At 69.7% G+C, this 14,356-nt stretch carries 20 protein-coding genes; 14 read left to right on the top strand and 6 right to left on the bottom strand.

The genetic code is table 11. From position 1 onward, the window contains the following. From BST11_RS07820 to rplO, 11 genes are all read left to right on the top strand, one after another. The coding region (locus BST11_RS07820) for a DinB family protein (RefSeq protein WP_083137351.1) at nucleotides 1-539 on the top strand (539 nt) is incomplete at its 5' end. 168 nt (nucleotides 540-707) lie between these two features. Further along, nucleotides 708-1,076 carry a 50S ribosomal protein L14 gene (gene rplN / locus BST11_RS07815; protein WP_003403649.1) on the top strand — a complete coding sequence of 123 codons (369 nt, stop codon included), beginning with the start codon at nucleotides 708-710 and terminating at the stop codon, nucleotides 1,074-1,076. Further along, nucleotides 1,077-1,394, top strand: a complete 318-nt coding sequence (gene rplX / locus BST11_RS07810; protein WP_067322172.1) for a 50S ribosomal protein L24 — start codon at nucleotides 1,077-1,079, stop codon at nucleotides 1,392-1,394. It begins immediately after the preceding gene. Beyond that, nucleotides 1,394-1,957, top strand: coding sequence for a 50S ribosomal protein L5 (rplE, locus tag BST11_RS07805; RefSeq protein ID WP_067322169.1), 564 nt, complete (start codon nucleotides 1,394-1,396; stop codon nucleotides 1,955-1,957). Before rplX ends, rplE begins: the two co-directional genes overlap by 1 nt. 2 nt (nucleotides 1,958-1,959) lie before the next feature. Next, entirely contained in the window at nucleotides 1,960-2,145 is a 186-nt protein-coding gene (locus tag BST11_RS07800; RefSeq protein ID WP_011739072.1) for a type Z 30S ribosomal protein S14, read from the top strand. 20 nt (nucleotides 2,146-2,165) lie between these two features. Further along, nucleotides 2,166-2,564, top strand: coding sequence for a 30S ribosomal protein S8 (rpsH, locus tag BST11_RS07795; RefSeq protein WP_067322164.1), 399 nt, complete (start codon nucleotides 2,166-2,168; stop codon nucleotides 2,562-2,564). Nucleotides 2,565-2,587: 23 nt separating this feature from the next. Then, nucleotides 2,588-3,127, top strand: a complete 540-nt coding sequence (rplF, locus tag BST11_RS07790; RefSeq protein ID WP_067322160.1) for a 50S ribosomal protein L6 — start codon at nucleotides 2,588-2,590, stop codon at nucleotides 3,125-3,127. Between the two features lie 41 nt (nucleotides 3,128-3,168). Then, the gene (gene rplR / locus BST11_RS07785; protein WP_082957948.1) at nucleotides 3,169-3,537 is read left to right on the top strand and encodes a 50S ribosomal protein L18; all 369 of its coding nucleotides are present in this window, start codon (nucleotides 3,169-3,171) and stop codon (nucleotides 3,535-3,537) included. A 40-nt stretch (nucleotides 3,538-3,577) separates the two neighbouring features. Beyond that, the gene (rpsE, locus tag BST11_RS07780) at nucleotides 3,578-4,267 is read left to right on the top strand and encodes a 30S ribosomal protein S5 (protein WP_083137350.1); all 690 of its coding nucleotides are present in this window, start codon (nucleotides 3,578-3,580) and stop codon (nucleotides 4,265-4,267) included. A 2-nt stretch (nucleotides 4,268-4,269) separates the two neighbouring features. After that, nucleotides 4,270-4,452, top strand: a complete 183-nt coding sequence (rpmD, locus tag BST11_RS07775) for a 50S ribosomal protein L30 (RefSeq protein ID WP_083137349.1) — start codon at nucleotides 4,270-4,272, stop codon at nucleotides 4,450-4,452. Continuing rightward, nucleotides 4,449-4,889 carry a 50S ribosomal protein L15 gene (gene rplO, locus BST11_RS07770; protein ID WP_067322144.1) on the top strand — a complete coding sequence of 147 codons (441 nt, stop codon included), beginning with the start codon at nucleotides 4,449-4,451 and terminating at the stop codon, nucleotides 4,887-4,889. Before rpmD ends, rplO begins: the two co-directional genes overlap by 4 nt. A gap of 12 nt (nucleotides 4,890-4,901) precedes the next feature. On the opposite strand, the gene BST11_RS07765 is transcribed toward rplO, so the two are convergent. Further along, nucleotides 4,902-5,828 carry an LLM class flavin-dependent oxidoreductase gene (locus tag BST11_RS07765; RefSeq protein ID WP_083137348.1) on the bottom strand — a complete coding sequence of 309 codons (927 nt, stop codon included), beginning with the start codon at nucleotides 5,826-5,828 and terminating at the stop codon, nucleotides 4,902-4,904. Between the two features lie 38 nt (nucleotides 5,829-5,866). Between BST11_RS07765 and sppA the strand changes: the two genes are divergently transcribed. Further along, nucleotides 5,867-7,669 carry a signal peptide peptidase SppA gene (gene sppA, locus BST11_RS07760; protein WP_083137347.1) on the top strand — a complete coding sequence of 601 codons (1,803 nt, stop codon included), beginning with the start codon at nucleotides 5,867-5,869 and terminating at the stop codon, nucleotides 7,667-7,669. Between the two features lie 7 nt (nucleotides 7,670-7,676). Here the strand turns inward: sppA and BST11_RS07755 are convergent, their stop codons facing one another. From BST11_RS07755 to BST11_RS07745, 3 genes are read right to left on the bottom strand one after another with little or no spacing between them, the layout of a single operon-like run. Continuing rightward, entirely contained in the window at nucleotides 7,677-8,600 is a 924-nt protein-coding gene (locus BST11_RS07755; RefSeq protein WP_083137346.1) for a class I SAM-dependent methyltransferase, read from the bottom strand. Between the two features lie 20 nt (nucleotides 8,601-8,620). Continuing rightward, nucleotides 8,621-9,529: a class I SAM-dependent methyltransferase gene (locus tag BST11_RS07750; protein WP_083137345.1), complete on the bottom strand. Its 909-nt coding sequence runs from the start codon at nucleotides 9,527-9,529 to the stop codon at nucleotides 8,621-8,623. Further along, a complete protein-coding gene (locus BST11_RS07745) occupies nucleotides 9,522-10,475 on the bottom strand; it encodes a class I SAM-dependent methyltransferase (RefSeq protein WP_083137344.1) in 954 nt (317 codons plus the stop codon). Before BST11_RS07745 ends, BST11_RS07750 begins: the two co-directional genes overlap by 8 nt. 97 nt (nucleotides 10,476-10,572) lie before the next feature. Here BST11_RS07745 and BST11_RS07740 point away from each other — a divergent pair, with 97 nt between their 5' ends. Together BST11_RS07740 and BST11_RS07735 are read left to right on the top strand one after the other, a co-directional pair. Further along, the gene (locus tag BST11_RS07740) at nucleotides 10,573-11,370 is read left to right on the top strand and encodes an SDR family NAD(P)-dependent oxidoreductase (protein WP_083137343.1); all 798 of its coding nucleotides are present in this window, start codon (nucleotides 10,573-10,575) and stop codon (nucleotides 11,368-11,370) included. Continuing rightward, nucleotides 11,367-12,614, top strand: a complete 1,248-nt coding sequence (locus BST11_RS07735) for a zinc-dependent alcohol dehydrogenase (protein WP_083137342.1) — start codon at nucleotides 11,367-11,369, stop codon at nucleotides 12,612-12,614. The genes BST11_RS07740 and BST11_RS07735 overlap by 4 nt, the downstream gene beginning before the upstream one ends. Here the strand turns inward: BST11_RS07735 and BST11_RS07730 are convergent. Next, complete coding sequence (locus tag BST11_RS07730; RefSeq protein WP_083137341.1) at nucleotides 12,603-13,640, bottom strand: NAD(P)H-dependent amine dehydrogenase family protein; 1,038 nt, start codon at nucleotides 13,638-13,640, stop codon at nucleotides 12,603-12,605. The genes BST11_RS07735 and BST11_RS07730 overlap by 12 nt on opposite strands. A 22-nt stretch (nucleotides 13,641-13,662) precedes the next feature. Further along, entirely contained in the window at nucleotides 13,663-14,310 is a 648-nt protein-coding gene (locus tag BST11_RS07725) for a class I SAM-dependent methyltransferase (RefSeq protein ID WP_372509625.1), read from the bottom strand. Between the last annotated feature and the right edge of the window lie 46 nt (nucleotides 14,311-14,356).

Below are 14,356 nucleotides of genomic sequence, written 5' to 3'. Positions count from 1 at the left end.
TGCCGCCGCTGGCGACCGAGGATCACGTGTGCGGGGAGTGTTCGGTCGACTACCGGGCGACCCCCGTCGAGGACGCGGTGGGGGTCATCGCCGGCCTGCCGGACGCGGTGCGGGAGGCCGTCGGCGCGATCCCACCCGAGGCGCGCCGGGTCCGGCCCGGTCCCGGGGTGTGGTCGGTCGCCGAATACCTCTGCCACCTGCGTGACGTCTATGTCAGCTTCACCATCCGGCTACATCGCGTCCGCACCGAGGAACGGCCCGCGCTGGAGCCGATGTTCAACGACCTGCGGGCCCGCCGCTTCGGGTACAACGACTGCGACGTCGACGCCACGCTTCGCGAGCTGGCGGCGGCCGCGGGCGGGTTCCGTGATGAGGTCGCCCGGATGGGAGAAGGCGACTGGGACCGGGTCGCGACCCGTTTGCCGGGGGAGCGGCGCACCGCGCGGTGGCTGGTGCGCCAGGCGATGCACGAAGGCGTGCACCACCTGGCCGATATCCGCAAAATCGGTGAATTTGGCTCTGAGCTGGTCGTCCCCTAGACTCCAGGGGTTGCCTTGGGCAGACCTCGGCCGGTGTATATCGGCCCCGCGTGCCCTTCGGTGACGAACCGCTTTATAAGACCGCGCATGTCAGGGCTTTGTGGTGGGCTTTCCTGGTTGGAAGGCCGTCTTCCTGCCGTGCACACGTGAACCAGGTCAGGAGATCGAGTGATTCAGCAGGAATCGCGGCTGAAGGTCGCCGACAACACCGGCGCCAAGGAGATCTTGTGCATCCGGGTGCTCGGCGGTTCGTCGCGACGCTATGCCGGCATCGGTGACGTCATCGTCGCCACCGTCAAGGACGCCATTCCCGGCGGCAACGTCAAGCGCGGCGACGTCGTCAAGGCGGTCGTGGTGCGCACGGTCAAGGAGCGCCGGCGCCCCGACGGCAGCTACATCAAGTTCGACGAGAACGCCGCGGTGATCATCAAGCCCGACAACGACCCGCGCGGGACGCGCATCTTCGGGCCGGTCGGCCGCGAACTGCGCGAAAAGCGGTTCATGAAGATCATCTCGCTGGCCCCGGAGGTGCTGTAGATGAAGGTCCACAAGGGCGACACCGTCCTCGTCATCGCGGGCAAAGACAAAGGGGCGAAGGGCAAAGTGCTGCAGGCCTACCCGGAACGCAACCGCGTGCTCGTCGAGGGCGTCAACCGGATCAAGAAGCACACCGCGGTCTCGACCAACCAGCGCGGCGCCCGCTCGGGCGGCATCGTCACCCAGGAAGCGCCGATCCACGTCTCCAACGTGATGGTGGTCGACTCCGACGGCAAGCCCGCCCGGATCGGCTACCGGGTGGACGAGGAGACCGGCAAGCGGGTCCGCGTCTCGAAGCGCAACGGCAAGGACATCTGATGACTACCGCAGAGAAAGTGCAGCCGCGCCTGAAGGAGCGCTACCGCAACGAGATTCGGGATTCGTTGCACAAGCAGTTCGGTTACGGCAACGTCATGCAGATCCCGACGGTGACCAAGGTCGTCGTCAACATGGGCGTCGGCGACGCCGCCCGGGACGCCAAGCTGATCAACGGCGCGGTCAACGACCTGGCGCTGATCACCGGGCAGAAGCCCGAGATCCGCAAGGCACGGAAGTCCATCGCGCAGTTCAAGTTGCGCGAGGGCATGCCGATCGGCGCTCGGGTCACCTTGCGCGGGGACCGGATGTGGGAGTTCCTCGACCGCCTCACGTCGATCGCGCTGCCGCGTATCCGTGACTTCCGCGGGCTTTCGCCCAAGCAGTTCGACGGGGCCGGCAACTACACGTTCGGGCTGGCCGAGCAGTCGGTGTTTCACGAGATCGACGTGGACAAGATCGACCGGGTCCGCGGCATGGACATCAACGTCGTCACATCGGCGACGACCGACGACGAAGGACGAGCGCTGTTGCGGGCCCTCGGCTTTCCGTTCAAGGAGAACTGAGCATGGCAAAGAAGGCACTGGTCAACAAGGCCGCGCGCAAACCGAAGTTCGCGGTGCGCGGCTATACCCGCTGCAGCAAGTGCGGCCGCCCGCGCGCGGTGTTCCGCAAGTTCGGGCTGTGCAGGATTTGCCTGCGCGAGATGGCGCACGCGGGGGAGCTGCCCGGCGTGCAGAAGAGCAGCTGGTGACGGGACACGGGGACTGAACTATGACCATGACTGACCCGATCGCGGACTTCTTGACGCGTCTGCGCAACGCCAATTCGGCGTATCACGACGAGGTGACGCTGCCACACTCCAAGCTCAAGGCCAACATCGCCCAGATCCTCAAGAACGAGGGGTACATCAGCGACTTCCGGACCGAAGACGCCCGGGTGGGCAAGTCGCTGGTGGTGCAGCTCAAGTACGGGCCGAGCCGCGAGCGCAGCATCGCCGGCCTGCGCCGGGTGTCCAAGCCGGGGCTGCGGGTCTACGCGAAGTCGACCAACCTGCCGCGGGTGCTCGGCGGGCTGGGCGTGGCGATCATCTCGACGTCGTCGGGTCTGCTCACCGACCGCCAGGCGGCCAGACAGGGCGTGGGCGGCGAAGTCCTCGCGTACGTGTGGTAAGGGCGGGGAGGATAGAGAAAACGATGTCGCGCATTGGTAAGCAACCCATTCCGGTCCCCAGCGGGGTCGACGTGACGATCGAGGGCCAGAACGTCTCGGTGAAGGGGCCCAAGGGCAGCCTGAACCTGACGGTGGCCGAGCCGATTGCGGTGGCCCGCAACGACGACGGTGCGATCGTGGTGACCCGGCCCAACGACGAGCGGCGCAACCGCTCGCTGCACGGGCTGTCGCGCACCCTGGTGTCCAACCTGGTCACCGGCGTGACGGAGGGTTACACCACGAAGATGGAGATCTTCGGGGTCGGCTACCGCGTGCAGCTCAAGGGCTCCAACCTCGAGTTCGCGCTGGGCTACAGCCACCCCGTGGTGATCGAGGCGCCCGAGGGCATCACGTTCGCGGTGCAGTCACCGACGAAGTTCACGATCTCCGGGATCGACAAGCAAAAGGTCGGCCAGATCTCGGCGAACATCCGCCGCCTGCGCCGTCCCGACCCGTACAAGGGCAAGGGCGTGCGCTACGAGGGCGAGCAGATCCGCCGCAAGGTCGGAAAGACAGGTAAGTAGCCATGGCGCAAAAACAGGCTGACACCGCCGTGCGGAAGCCGGTGGGGCAGAGCGTATCCGCGACCCGGCGGGTTTCCCGGCTGCGCAGGCACGCGCGGTTGCGCAAGAAGATCGTGGGCACCCCGCAGCGCCCGCGGCTGGTTGTGCACCGCTCGGCGCGCCACATCCACGTCCAACTCGTCAACGACGAGAACGGCACCACGCTGGCCGCCGCCTCGTCGATCGAGACCGACGTGCGCGGCCTGGAGGGCGACAAGAAGGCCCGCAGCGTGCGGGTCGGCCAACTGATCGCCGAGCGGGCCAAGGCCGCCGGCATCGACACCGTGGTCTTCGACCGTGGCGGATACACCTACGGCGGACGGATCGCGGCGCTGGCCGATGCCGCACGCGAGAACGGATTGAGTTTCTGATGAACGACATCAGCCCGATGACAACTGGAAGGACCGCATAATGGCGGAACAGTCGACCGGCGGGCCGGGCGCCCCGGACAGCCGCGACAGCCGCGGTGACGGCCGCGACAGCCGCGGCCGGCGCGACGGGGGCGGCCGCGGCGGCCGTGATCGCGACCGCGACGGCGACAAGAGCAACTACCTCGAACGCGTCGTCGCCATCAACCGCGTCTCCAAGGTGGTCAAGGGTGGGCGGCGATTCAGCTTCACCGCGCTGGTCATCGTCGGGGACGGCAACGGCATGGTCGGCGTCGGCTACGGCAAGGCCAAGGAGGTGCCGGCCGCGATCGCCAAGGGCGTGGAGGAGGCGCGCAAGGGCTTCTTCCGGGTCCCGCTGATCGGCGGCACCATCACGCACCCGGTGCAGGGTGAGGCCGCCGCCGGGGTGGTGCTGCTGCGCCCGGCCAGCCCGGGTACCGGGGTGATCGCCGGCGGCGCGGCCCGCGCCGTGCTGGAATGCGCTGGGGTGCACGACATCCTGGCCAAGTCGTTGGGCAGCGACAACGCGATCAACGTGGTGCACGCCACCGTGGCCGCGCTCAAGCTGCTGCAGCGCCCGGAGGAGGTGGCCGCTCGCCGCGGCCTGCCGATCGAGGACGTCGCCCCGGCAGGGATGCTGAAGGCGCGCCGGGAGCGCGACGGGCTCGCCGGCCTGCCCGCGGGCGCGGCGGTCCGGGAGGGGACGGCATAGCGATGAGTCAGCTCAAGATCACCCAGGTGCGCAGCACCATCGGGGCGCGCTGGAAGCAGCGCGAGAGCCTGCGCACCCTGGGGCTGCGGCGGATTCGCCATTCGGTGATCCGTGAGGACAACCCACAGACGCGCGGCCTGATCGCGGTGGTGAGCCACCTCGTTCGGGTGGAGGAGGCCAAATGACGATCAAGCTGCATGATCTCAAGCCGGCGCCGGGGTCGAAGACCGCCCGTACCCGCGTCGGTCGCGGCGAGGGCTCCAAGGGCAAGTCCGCGGGCCGCGGCACCAAGGGCACCAAGGCGCGCAAGCAGGTGCCGGCGACCTTCGAGGGCGGGCAGATGCCGATCCACATGCGGCTGCCCAAGCTGAAGGGCTTCCGCAACCGGTTCCGCACCGAGTACGAGATCGTCAACGTCGGCGACATCAACCGGCTGTTCCCGCAGGGCGGTTCCATCGGGGTCGACGACCTGGTGTCCAAGGGAGCGGTTCGCAAGAACTCCTTGGTCAAGGTGCTCGGCGACGGCGAGCTGTCGGTCAAGGTCGACGTGACTGCGCACAAGTTCAGCGGCAGCGCCCGGGAAAAGATCACCGCCGCCGGCGGCTCGGTCACCGCGCTGTAGCGCTCGCGCGAGCTAACGCAACTGCGGAATCACTTCCGCGGCAAGGCGTTCCATTTGCTCACGGTTCTCGGCGACGCTCGTGCCGACGGGATTGAGCAGCAGCATCTGCGCGCCCGCGTCGATCACCTCGCGCAGCCCCCGCGCGACGTCGTCGGGTGTGCCCGACACCGGAACCGCGTCGATGCCCGCCATCTCGCCGTAGATGCGGCGCAGTCCGGCGAGCACCCGCTCGCGGGCGCGCACGGCGTCGTCGTCGACCGTCAGGTAGACCCGCTTGCCAATCGTGAAGTGTGCGGCCTCTTTTCGCTGTTCGTCGAGTTCCCGGCGCAGCACCTTGACCGCCCCGGCGAACGCCTCGGTGGTCGACGAGCCCGCACCCAGAAACGAGTCGCCGTGGCGCACCGCCCGGGCCAGCGCCCTGGGGGCGAGGCCCCCGAACCATATCGGCGGGTGCGGCCGTTGGGTCGGTTTGGGCGCCATCGGCAGGTCGTCGACGTTGCGGAAGCGACCATGAAACGTCACCCTGGGCTCGTCGGACCAGGCCGCCTTCATCAGCTGTAGTCCCTCGGTGAAATACGAGATGTACGTGGACTTCTCGACGCCGAAGGCGTCGAATCGTCGAAAGCCGCCGCCGGTCCCGACGCCGAGGTCCAGGCGGCCGTGGCTGAGCCGGTCGACGGCGGTGGCGGCGGAGGCCAGCTGGAGCGGGTCGTGCAGCGACGTCACCAGCACGCCGACCCCCAGGCGCAGCCGCTCGGTGCAGGCGGCGCAGTACGCCAGCAGCTCGAGCGGAGCCAGCAGCGGCGCGGCCCCGATGATCTGCTCGAGCACCCACCCTCCCTCGAAACCCAGTTCCTCGGCGCGGGCGAGGTAGGCGCGCAGCCCGGTTGCGTCGAGGCCGTCGTAGTCGAATTGGGGGATGGCGATGGAAAACCTCACCAGACCACCGTACGGCCGCCGATCGGTAGGCTGCGGATATGTTTGGTTTCCTGCCCTCCGTCCCCGGGGTCGACGACGTGCGCGCCCTGGTCAACAGGGTCGACACGGCACGCCACCATGGTGTCCCGAACGGGTGCGTGCTCGAATTCGACCTGCGTTCGGCGCCTCCGGAGACGACGGGCTTCGATCCGCTGGCGCTCGTCGCCGGGGGGGACCGGCACATCGCCCTGCGCGACGCCGTCTCCGCCATCCACCGCGCCGCCGAAGACCCCCGGGTCGCCGGGCTGATCGCCCGAGTGCAGCTCGCGGCGTCGCCCCCGGCCGTCGTCCAGGAGCTGCGCGAGGCGATCGCGGTATTCAGCTCTCGCAAGCCGTCGCTGGCCTGGGCCGAGACCTACCCCGGCACGCTGTCGTACTACCTCGCCTCGGCGTTCGGCGAGATCTGGCTGCAGCCCTCGGGGAGCGTCGGACTGGTCGGCTTCGCGAACAACGCCATGTTCCTGCGCGACGCGCTGGACAAGGCGGGCATCGAGGCCCAGATCATCGCGAAGGGCGAATACAAGTCCGCGGCAAACCTTTTCACCGAGGTCGGCTTCACCGAGGCCCACCGCGCGGCGGTCACCCGATTGCTCGAGAGCCTGCAAGAACAGGTGTGGCAGGCCGTCGCCGAGTCGCGCAAGATCGACCGGGGTGCGCTCGACGCGCTGGCCGACCGGGCCCCGCTGTTGCGCGACGACGCGGTGGCCTCGGGCCTGGTCGACCGGATCGGATTCCGCGACGAGGCCTATGCGCGAATGGCGGAACTCGTTGAGCCGAAAGACCACCCGAGGGACGTCTCCGACGAGGATGATCATCCGCCCCGGCTGTACCTGGCGCGCTACGCCGGCGCGGCGCGGTCGCGGCTGGGTTCGGCGGTGCCGTCGGTGCGCGGCCGCCGGCCCAAGCCGACGTTCGCCGTGATCACCGTTGACGGCACGATCGTCAACGGGCGCGGCGGCCCCCACTTCCTTCCGCTGGGCACGTCGACCGCGGGTGGCGACACCATCGCGGCGGCGCTGCGCGAGGCCGCCGCCGACGATTCGGTGTCGGCGATCGTGCTGCGGGTCAACAGCCCCGGGGGCGCGGTCACCGCGTCGGAGACCATCTGGCGCGAGGTGAAACGGGCCCGCAGGCGCGGGAAACCGGTGGTGGCCTCGATGGGCGGATCCGCCGCCTCCGGCGGCTACTACATCGCGGCGGCCGCCGACGCGATCGTGGCCAACCCGGGCACCATCACCGGGTCGATCGGTGTGATCAGCGGCAAGCTGGTGGTGCGCGACCTCAAGGGCCGCCTGGGCGTCGCGTCGGACACGGTGCGCACCAACGCGAATGCGGACGCGTGGTCGATCGACGCGCCGTTCACGCCGGAGCAGCGGGCGCACCGGGAGGCCGAGGTGGACCTGCTGTACACCGACTTCGTGGAGCGGGTCGCCGAGGGCCGCAACATGGCCACCGAGGACGTGGATGTCGTTGCCCAGGGCCGGGTCTGGACCGGCGCCGACGCCGTCGAGCGCGGTCTGGTCGACGAGCTCGGCGGGTTGCGGGCCGCGGTGCGCCGCGCGAAGATCCTGGCCGGCCTGGACGAGGACGCCGAGGTGCGCATCGTCAGCTATCCGGGTTCCTCGCTGCTGGACCTGCTGCGGCCACGCGCCTCTTCGCAGCCGGCCGCCGCCTCGCTGCCGGATGTGCTGGCCGCGCTGGCGGGCAGCTCGATCGCCGCTGTGCTGCAAAGCATTTCGGACAACGTCGAGCAGACGCTCGGCGGTGCCAGCGTGCTGTGGCTGGGGAAGGCGCGCCTCTGACCGGCCGTCAGCCGGAGAGCCTGCCGCTGATGAAGATGATCTCGCCGAGCGGGTCGTCGTATTCGGGGGGCGGCACCTCGATGCCGTTACGCCCGAACAGTTCGGTTCGGGTCACGCCCTCGGCGTCCCACCCCTTGGACCGCAGGTAGTCGAGGACGTGGTTGCGCTCGCCGGCATAGACCAGCGACGCCATGTCGATGTCGACGCCGTGGTCGCGGAAGGAGCTGGACCTCTCCCGCATCCGATCCGCGTCGAAATCGACTATGCCGGGGACGAATTCGGTGGCGATCGTGCTCCCCGGCGCGCTGAGCGCCGTGATGTTGTCGAACAACCGGTCCTGGGCCTCCGGCGGCAGGTAGATCAGCAGACCCTCGGCCAGCCACGCGGTCGGCGCGGCCGGATCCAGCCCCGCGGCCGACAGGGCGGCCGGCCAGTCCGCGCGCAGATCGATGGCGACGGTGCGCCGTTCCGCGGTCGGTTCGGCGCCGAGGCCGGCCAGCGTGGTCGTCTTGAACTCGATCACCCGTGGCTGGTCGATCTCGTAGACCACGGTGCCGTCGGGCCAGGGCAGCCGGTAGGCGCGGGCATCCAGACCGGACGCCAGGATCACCGCCTGGCGAACCCCGGCGCCGGTGGCTGCGGTGCTTTGGATGAAGTAGTCGTCGAAATACTTGGTGCGCACGGTCATTCCGTCGATCATCGCCTGAACGCGCACCGCCGAGGCGTTCTCGATCGCCTCGACGTCGAGCTCTCCGTCCATCATCTTGGTGAAGAAGTCCACCCCGACGGCGCGCACCAGCGGCTCGGCGAACGGATCGTTGATCAAACCGCGCGGGTCCTTCGTCGCCATCGCGCGCCCGGCCGCAACCATCGTCGCGGTCGCGCCCACGCTGGACGCCAGATCCCAGTTGTCGTCGTGAGTGCGTGGCATGAGAGAACCCTAGCCAACGCCTACCGGCGTGTGGCGGAGACGTAGCTCAGCTCACCGAAGGTGGCCGCCATCTCCTCTTCGGGGAACTCAAACCCGTTGCGCGCGTACAGGTCCCTGGCGGGGTAGGTTTTGACCTCCCAGCCGTGGGTGGTCAGGTAGTCGACGACGATGTTGCGCTCGCCGCGGTAGAACAGGTCGGCCGCGTCCAGGCCGAAGCCCAGCCGCTGCCACCGTTCGGAGATGCGCCGCAGGCGCTCGTCGGAAAACGCGTTCGGGTCGGGCACGTGTTCGGTGGCCAGCCGACTGCCCGGCGCGCTGAGCGCGGTGACGTGGTCGAACAGCCGGTCCTGGGCCTCGGGTGGCAGGTAGGGGAGCAGGCCTTCGGCGCTCCACGCGGTCGGCTGGGTGGCGTCGAAGCCGCCGTCGCGCAGCGCCGCGGGCCAGTCCTCGCGCAGGTCGACCGCGATCGCGCGGCGCTCGGCGGTCGGGGCGGCGCCCAGGCCGGCCAGCGTGTCGGTCTTGAACGCGATGACCTGTGGCTGGTCGATCTCATAGACCACCGTGCCGGCCGGCCATGGCAGTCGATAGCCCCGGGTGTCCAGGCCGGACGCGAGGATCACCGCCTGCCGCACGCCCTCGGCGGTGGCGCCGACGAAGAACTCGTCGAAGAACCGGGTTCGGACCGTGATCTGCTCGCGCCGCCGCTCGCGGCTGAACAGCGGGTCGTCCTCGAAGTCGACCTCGCCGTCGAGGATGCGGGTGAAGGGCTCCATCCCCACGGCGCGGACCAGCGGGTCGGCCAGCGGGTCGTCGAGCAGCGGTTCGGGCCCCTGCGACGCCACGGCGCGGGACGTCGCGACCATGGTGGCCGTCGCGCCCACGCTGGACGCCGGCCCCCAGCTGTCACCGTCGGTGCGCCCCCTACCCATGGGTGCCACTGACGTAGAGCATGTCGCCCATGCGCGTGTCGTCGCCCTCGAGGGGCGGAAGTCCGTTGGCCGAGAACAGCTCCCGGATGCTGACGGCGTCCAGCGCCCAGCCGCGGTCGCGCAGGTAGGGGGCCGCCTCGTTGCGCTCCCCGAAGTAGACCAGGCCGGTCATGTCCAGGTCGAAACCGTGCGCGCGCCAGCGTTCGGAGATGGTTTGCATGCGCTCCTTCATCTTGTCCTCGTCGCCGGGCTCGGGGTTGGGCGCGCTCTCGGTGGCCAGCCGGCTGCCGGGCGCGCTGAGCTCGGTGATGGTGTCCAACAGGCGGTCCTGCGCCTCCGGCGGCAGGTAGCCGAGCAGGCCCTCGGCGCTCCACGCGGTGGGCAGGCCCGGGTCGAATCCGGCGGCGCGCAGCGCGGTGGGCCAGTCCTCGCGCAGGTCGATGGCCACGGCCCGCCGGTCGGCGGTCGGCGCGGCGCCCAGCTCGGCAAGCGCGCGGGACTTGAACTCGATGACCTCGGGCTGGTCGACCTCGTAGACCACGGTTCCCGCGGGCCAGGCCAGCCGGTAGGCGCGCGAGTCCAGCCCCGATGCCAGGATTACGACCTGCTTGATTCCGGCCCGCGTCGCCGCGAGGAAGAACTCGTCGAAGAACTTGGTGCGCACGGCCATGTTGTCGGCCATGCGGGACATCGCCCCGGCGGACGCGACAGATCCCGGAGCCCCGTCGTGGACGTCGTTGAGCTCGCTCGGGTGCAGCTCGCCGCTGGCCAGCCGCGAGAGCAGGTCGACGCCGACGGCCCGGACCAGCGGCTCGGCGAACGGGTCGTCGATCAGCGGGCGGTCGGCCCGGCTCGCGACGGCGCGGGCGGCGGCGACCATGGTCGCGGTCACCCCGACGCTGGATGCCAGGTCCCAGGTGTCGCCCTCATACCTGGTGGAAGTCATGGTTTGCCCCTGTTCGGATCTAGTCCATCTAATATTTAGCCGATATAACAAGCTTCTCCCACTGTACCCTTCCCGCGATTCGCGGCAACCTTGATTGATGGCGTACGACGCGGCGGGTAAACGGGTGCTCATCACGGGCGCCTCGTCGGGTCTGGGTGCGGCCCTGGCCCGGCAGCTGGCGGGCCGGCAAGCGGTCGTGGGGCTGGTCGCCCGCCGCCGCGATCGCCTGGCCCAGGTGCTCGCCGACTGCCGGCGGGCCTCGCCGGGGTCGGCGATGTGGGTGGCCGACCTGGCGGACACCGCGGCGCTGGCCGAGCTGGCGCGGCAAGCGTGGGACGGGCTCGGCGGCATCGACGTGCTGATCAACAACGCCGCGATCCCGAAACGCCGGCCCGTCACGGCCTTGCCGCCGGACGAGGTCGAGGATGTCATGCGGGTCAACTTCTTCGCCCCGATGCGACTGACGCTGGCCCTGCTGCCTTGGATGCTTTCGCGCGGAACGGGTTTGATCGTCAACGTGTCGAGCGTGGGCGGCCGGCTCGGGATTATCCACGAAAGCGCTTACTGCGCAAGCAAGTTCGCGTTGTGCGGGTGGAGCGAGGCGATGGCCGTGGACCTGCACGGCACCGGGGTGTCGGTGAAGCTGATCGAGCCGGGGCCGGTCGACACCGAGATCTGGGACCAGCCCGGCAGCGAGGAGCCGCTCTACCAGGGCCCCAAGGTGGACCCCGATGTGGTGGCCGAAGGGATCATCGATGCGCTGGGCGCCGACACGTTCGAGCACTACGTCCCACGGCAGATGGCGTTGGAAGAAATAGTGGCCGCCAAGAACGCCGACCTGGACGCGTTCATCGCGGGCGTGGCCGGCCTCAACACCGGCGAGCCGCCGCGATGAAGGCGCTGGTCTACGGGGTGCCACCGGAGCCTTTCGAGGTTCCCGGGACCGCCAACGCGCTGACACGGAACCTGGCCCGCACCCCGACGGCGATGCGGGACGTGCCCGATCCGCAATTGCCCCACGAGGATTGGGTCATCACCCGCCCGCGGCTGACCGGCATCTGCGGTTCGGACTCCAAGCAGATCCTGATGGATTTCGGCGAGGACGACGCCGACAACGCCCTGTCCGCGTTCTGTTCGTTCCCGCAAGTGATGGGCCACGAGGTGGTCGCCGACGTGGTGGCGCTTGGGCCCCAGGCCCGCGGGCTGGAGGTGGGGCAGCGGGTGGTGCTCAACCCGTGGCTGTCGTGCGGGCCGCGCGGCATCGAACCGCCCTGTCCCGCTTGCGAAGCCGGCGACTACAGCCTGTGCTGGAGCTTCACCGACGGCGACATCAAGCCGGGCATCCACACCGGGGTGTCGGCCGACGTGACGGGCGGCTACGCCGAACTGATGCCGGCCCACGACAGCATGCTCTTTCCGGTCCCGGATTCCGTGCCCGACGAGCTGGCCGTGTTCGCCGACCCGTTTTCGGTGTCCCTGCACGCGATCACCCGCCACCCACCCCCACCCGTCGGCCGGGTGCTGGTGTACGGGGCCGGCTCGCTGGGGTTGTGCGCGGTCGCGATCCTGCGGGCGCTCTACCCCGGGGTGGCCGTCGCGGTGGTGGCGCGGTTCGCGGCGCAGGCCGAGTTGGCCCGCCGGTTCGGCGCCGCGCTGGTGGTGGAGCACGAACCCCGCCTGGCGGTCGTCGAGGAGGTGGTCGCGTGGGGCGGCGGCCGGTTGCGCCGGCCGCTGCTGGGCCTGCCGATGGCCTACCCGGGCGCCGTCGACGTCGTCTACGACACCGTCGGCAAGCCGGAGACGTTCGAGGTCGGGGTCCGGGTGCTGCGCTCGCGCGGGACGCTGGTGAAGGCCGGCGTGCACGCGCCCGGCCGGTGGGAGTGGAGTCCGTTGTATTTCAAGGAGATCGCCCTCGTGGGCTCCAACGCCTTCGGGGTCGAGGAGGTCGAGGGCCGGCGCCGGCACGCCATCGCCCACTACCTCGAGCTGGCCGCCGCGGGCCGGGTGGACCTGCGCCCCATGCTGACCCACACCTTCCGGCTCGACCGGTGGCGCGAGGCGTTTTTGGCGATCGCCAACCAGGCCGACAGCGGGGCCGTCAAGGTCGCGTTCGACCAGCGGCCGCGGTCAGGGCGTTAACGCGCCGGGGGAGCCGATAACGGGCAGGTCGATCGGGGTGATGACACCCGGTTGTGCCGCGCACAAGAACGGAATGGCGTTGACCGCCGCGACGGCGGTGCTGTCCATCAGCACGGTCATCACGTCCTCCCCGGGTCGACCGAACCGGATCGTCGCGTCGACGCGCGGTTCGCCCTCGATGACCACGCTGAAGCCCTTGGGATCCTCCCACTGCGGGTCCAGCGCGTCGTCGCTCATGGTCCAGCAGATGGCCAGCTCGACCACCGGGCGGCCATTGCGGTAACCGCGATACGTGCGGCGCTGGCCGCCGACGGTGCCGGCGGCGAAGTCCGTCCACCCCAGGTTCAGGTCCCGGGTCACCACGGCGTTCTCGACGAATGCTTCCTTCGATTCGAGTTCGGTGCCCAGCATGTCCGCGATCATGTCCAGGGTCTCGAAGTAGCCGAGGCCGTAGCGCTGCTTGTCCGCGTCGATCTGCGTGACCCGCTGACGGGGTGGCTTGCCGAATCCGAGCACCTTCCAGACTTCGTGCACCGGGTAGGTGGTGCAGTCCAGGGTCTCGACGAGCTTGACGCTGTGCACCCGGGGGCACGCGCCGGTGAGGAAGCCGGCGACGACGTTGATGAACCCCGGCTCGAATCCCGTGCCCAGGAAGGTTGCGCCCCCGTGTTGCGCCGCCCCCCGCAGCGCAGGCAGTTCGACCGGATGGTGGGTGCCGGTCAGGAAGTCCCCCGTGGTCACCACGTTGATGCCGCGGCGCAGCATCCGGTCCACCAGTTCGTAGTCGATGGCGCGCGGCATGTAGTTCACGCAGTCCGGCGCCAGGTCAAGTAGCGCGTCGACGTCGTCCGTCGCGGCGACGCCGATCGGGGCGCGGTCCGCGAGCACGCCGGCGTCGCGCCCGATCTTCTCGGTGCCCAGGGCGTGCACCCCCACCACGTCGAAGTCGTCGCGGTCGAGCAGGATGCCGAGCGCTCGCTTGCCGATGTTGCCGGTTGACCACTGAACCACGCGATAGGGCGTCACGGCGTCAACCGTAGCCCGCGGCCTAGGCCGGGCGCGTGGCGCGATAGTAGGTGAGCCGCCCGACCACGCGTTGCCGGTGCGTGGCGACCTCGGCGCACTCGAAGCCGGCGGCGTTGAGCAGCCGGGGAATCGCGTCGCCGAGGTTGCCGGCCACGTGGTGATTGCGCCTGATGAGCCGCGTCACCACACCACCGTCGGTGGCCGCGTCGCCGCCGATGTCGACCAGGTGCAGCCTGCCGCCGGGGCGCAGGACGCGGAAGATCTCCTCCGCCGCAGCGGCTCTCGCGCCGGGATCGATGTGGTGCAGCATCATCGACGACAGCACCCGGTCGAATTCGCCGTCGGCATAGGGTAGCCGCTCGGCGTAGCCCTGTTCGAAGCGAATCCCGCTGCGCCCGCCGTCCTTTCGCCGCGCCCACTCGAGTGCCCGCGGGTCCGGGTCGCAGCCGGCCGCTTCCACCTCGGGATGCTCACGCTTGGCGCGAATGATGAGATTGCCGGTGCCGCAGCCGATTTCCAGGATTCGTCGGCAGCCGGCGAGCTCGGCCTGCGCGATCAGCCGCTCGTGGACGCCGCCCATGCCCAGCAGGCGGGACAGCAGGTCGTAGCCGGGCAGGAGCGCGTCGTGGCCGGCGGCGGGCAGGTAGTCATGTGGATGATTCTTGGTCACAAATCCCATCCTGAACGGCCTGGGCGCCGAAGAATTGGGCGATCCT

It is taken from the genome of Mycobacterium alsense, from assembly GCF_002086635.1.
GTDB classification, from domain to species: domain Bacteria; phylum Actinomycetota; class Actinomycetes; order Mycobacteriales; family Mycobacteriaceae; genus Mycobacterium; species Mycobacterium alsense.
The sequence above is the reverse complement of the archived record's forward strand: the minus strand, read 5'-3'. Positions and strand labels throughout refer to the sequence as shown.

Excerpts from the sequence above, each read along its gene's own strand:
- BST11_RS07735 (WP_083137342.1), top strand. The coding sequence starts at position 11,367 with ATGAAGGCGCTGGTCTACGGGGTGCCACCGGAGCCTTTCGAGGTTCCC.
- BST11_RS07740 (WP_083137343.1), top strand. The coding sequence starts at position 10,573 with ATGGCGTACGACGCGGCGGGTAAACGGGTGCTCATCACGGGCGCCTCG.
- sppA (WP_083137347.1), top strand. The coding sequence starts at position 5,867 with ATGTTTGGTTTCCTGCCCTCCGTCCCCGGGGTCGACGACGTGCGCGCC.
- rpsE (WP_083137350.1), top strand. The coding sequence starts at position 3,578 with ATGGCGGAACAGTCGACCGGCGGGCCGGGCGCCCCGGACAGCCGCGAC.
- rplO (WP_067322144.1), top strand. The coding sequence starts at position 4,449 with ATGACGATCAAGCTGCATGATCTCAAGCCGGCGCCGGGGTCGAAGACC.
- rplE (WP_067322169.1), top strand. The coding sequence starts at position 1,394 with ATGACTACCGCAGAGAAAGTGCAGCCGCGCCTGAAGGAGCGCTACCGC.
- rpmD (WP_083137349.1), top strand. The coding sequence starts at position 4,270 with ATGAGTCAGCTCAAGATCACCCAGGTGCGCAGCACCATCGGGGCGCGC.
- BST11_RS07750 (WP_083137345.1), bottom strand. The coding sequence starts at position 9,529 with ATGGGTAGGGGGCGCACCGACGGTGACAGCTGGGGGCCGGCGTCCAGC.
- rplF (WP_067322160.1), top strand. The coding sequence starts at position 2,588 with ATGTCGCGCATTGGTAAGCAACCCATTCCGGTCCCCAGCGGGGTCGAC.
- BST11_RS07800 (WP_011739072.1), top strand. The coding sequence starts at position 1,960 with ATGGCAAAGAAGGCACTGGTCAACAAGGCCGCGCGCAAACCGAAGTTC.
- BST11_RS07745 (WP_083137344.1), bottom strand. The coding sequence starts at position 10,475 with ATGACTTCCACCAGGTATGAGGGCGACACCTGGGACCTGGCATCCAGC.
- BST11_RS07755 (WP_083137346.1), bottom strand. The coding sequence starts at position 8,600 with ATGCCACGCACTCACGACGACAACTGGGATCTGGCGTCCAGCGTGGGC.
- rpsH (WP_067322164.1), top strand. The coding sequence starts at position 2,166 with ATGACCATGACTGACCCGATCGCGGACTTCTTGACGCGTCTGCGCAAC.
- rplX (WP_067322172.1), top strand. The coding sequence starts at position 1,077 with ATGAAGGTCCACAAGGGCGACACCGTCCTCGTCATCGCGGGCAAAGAC.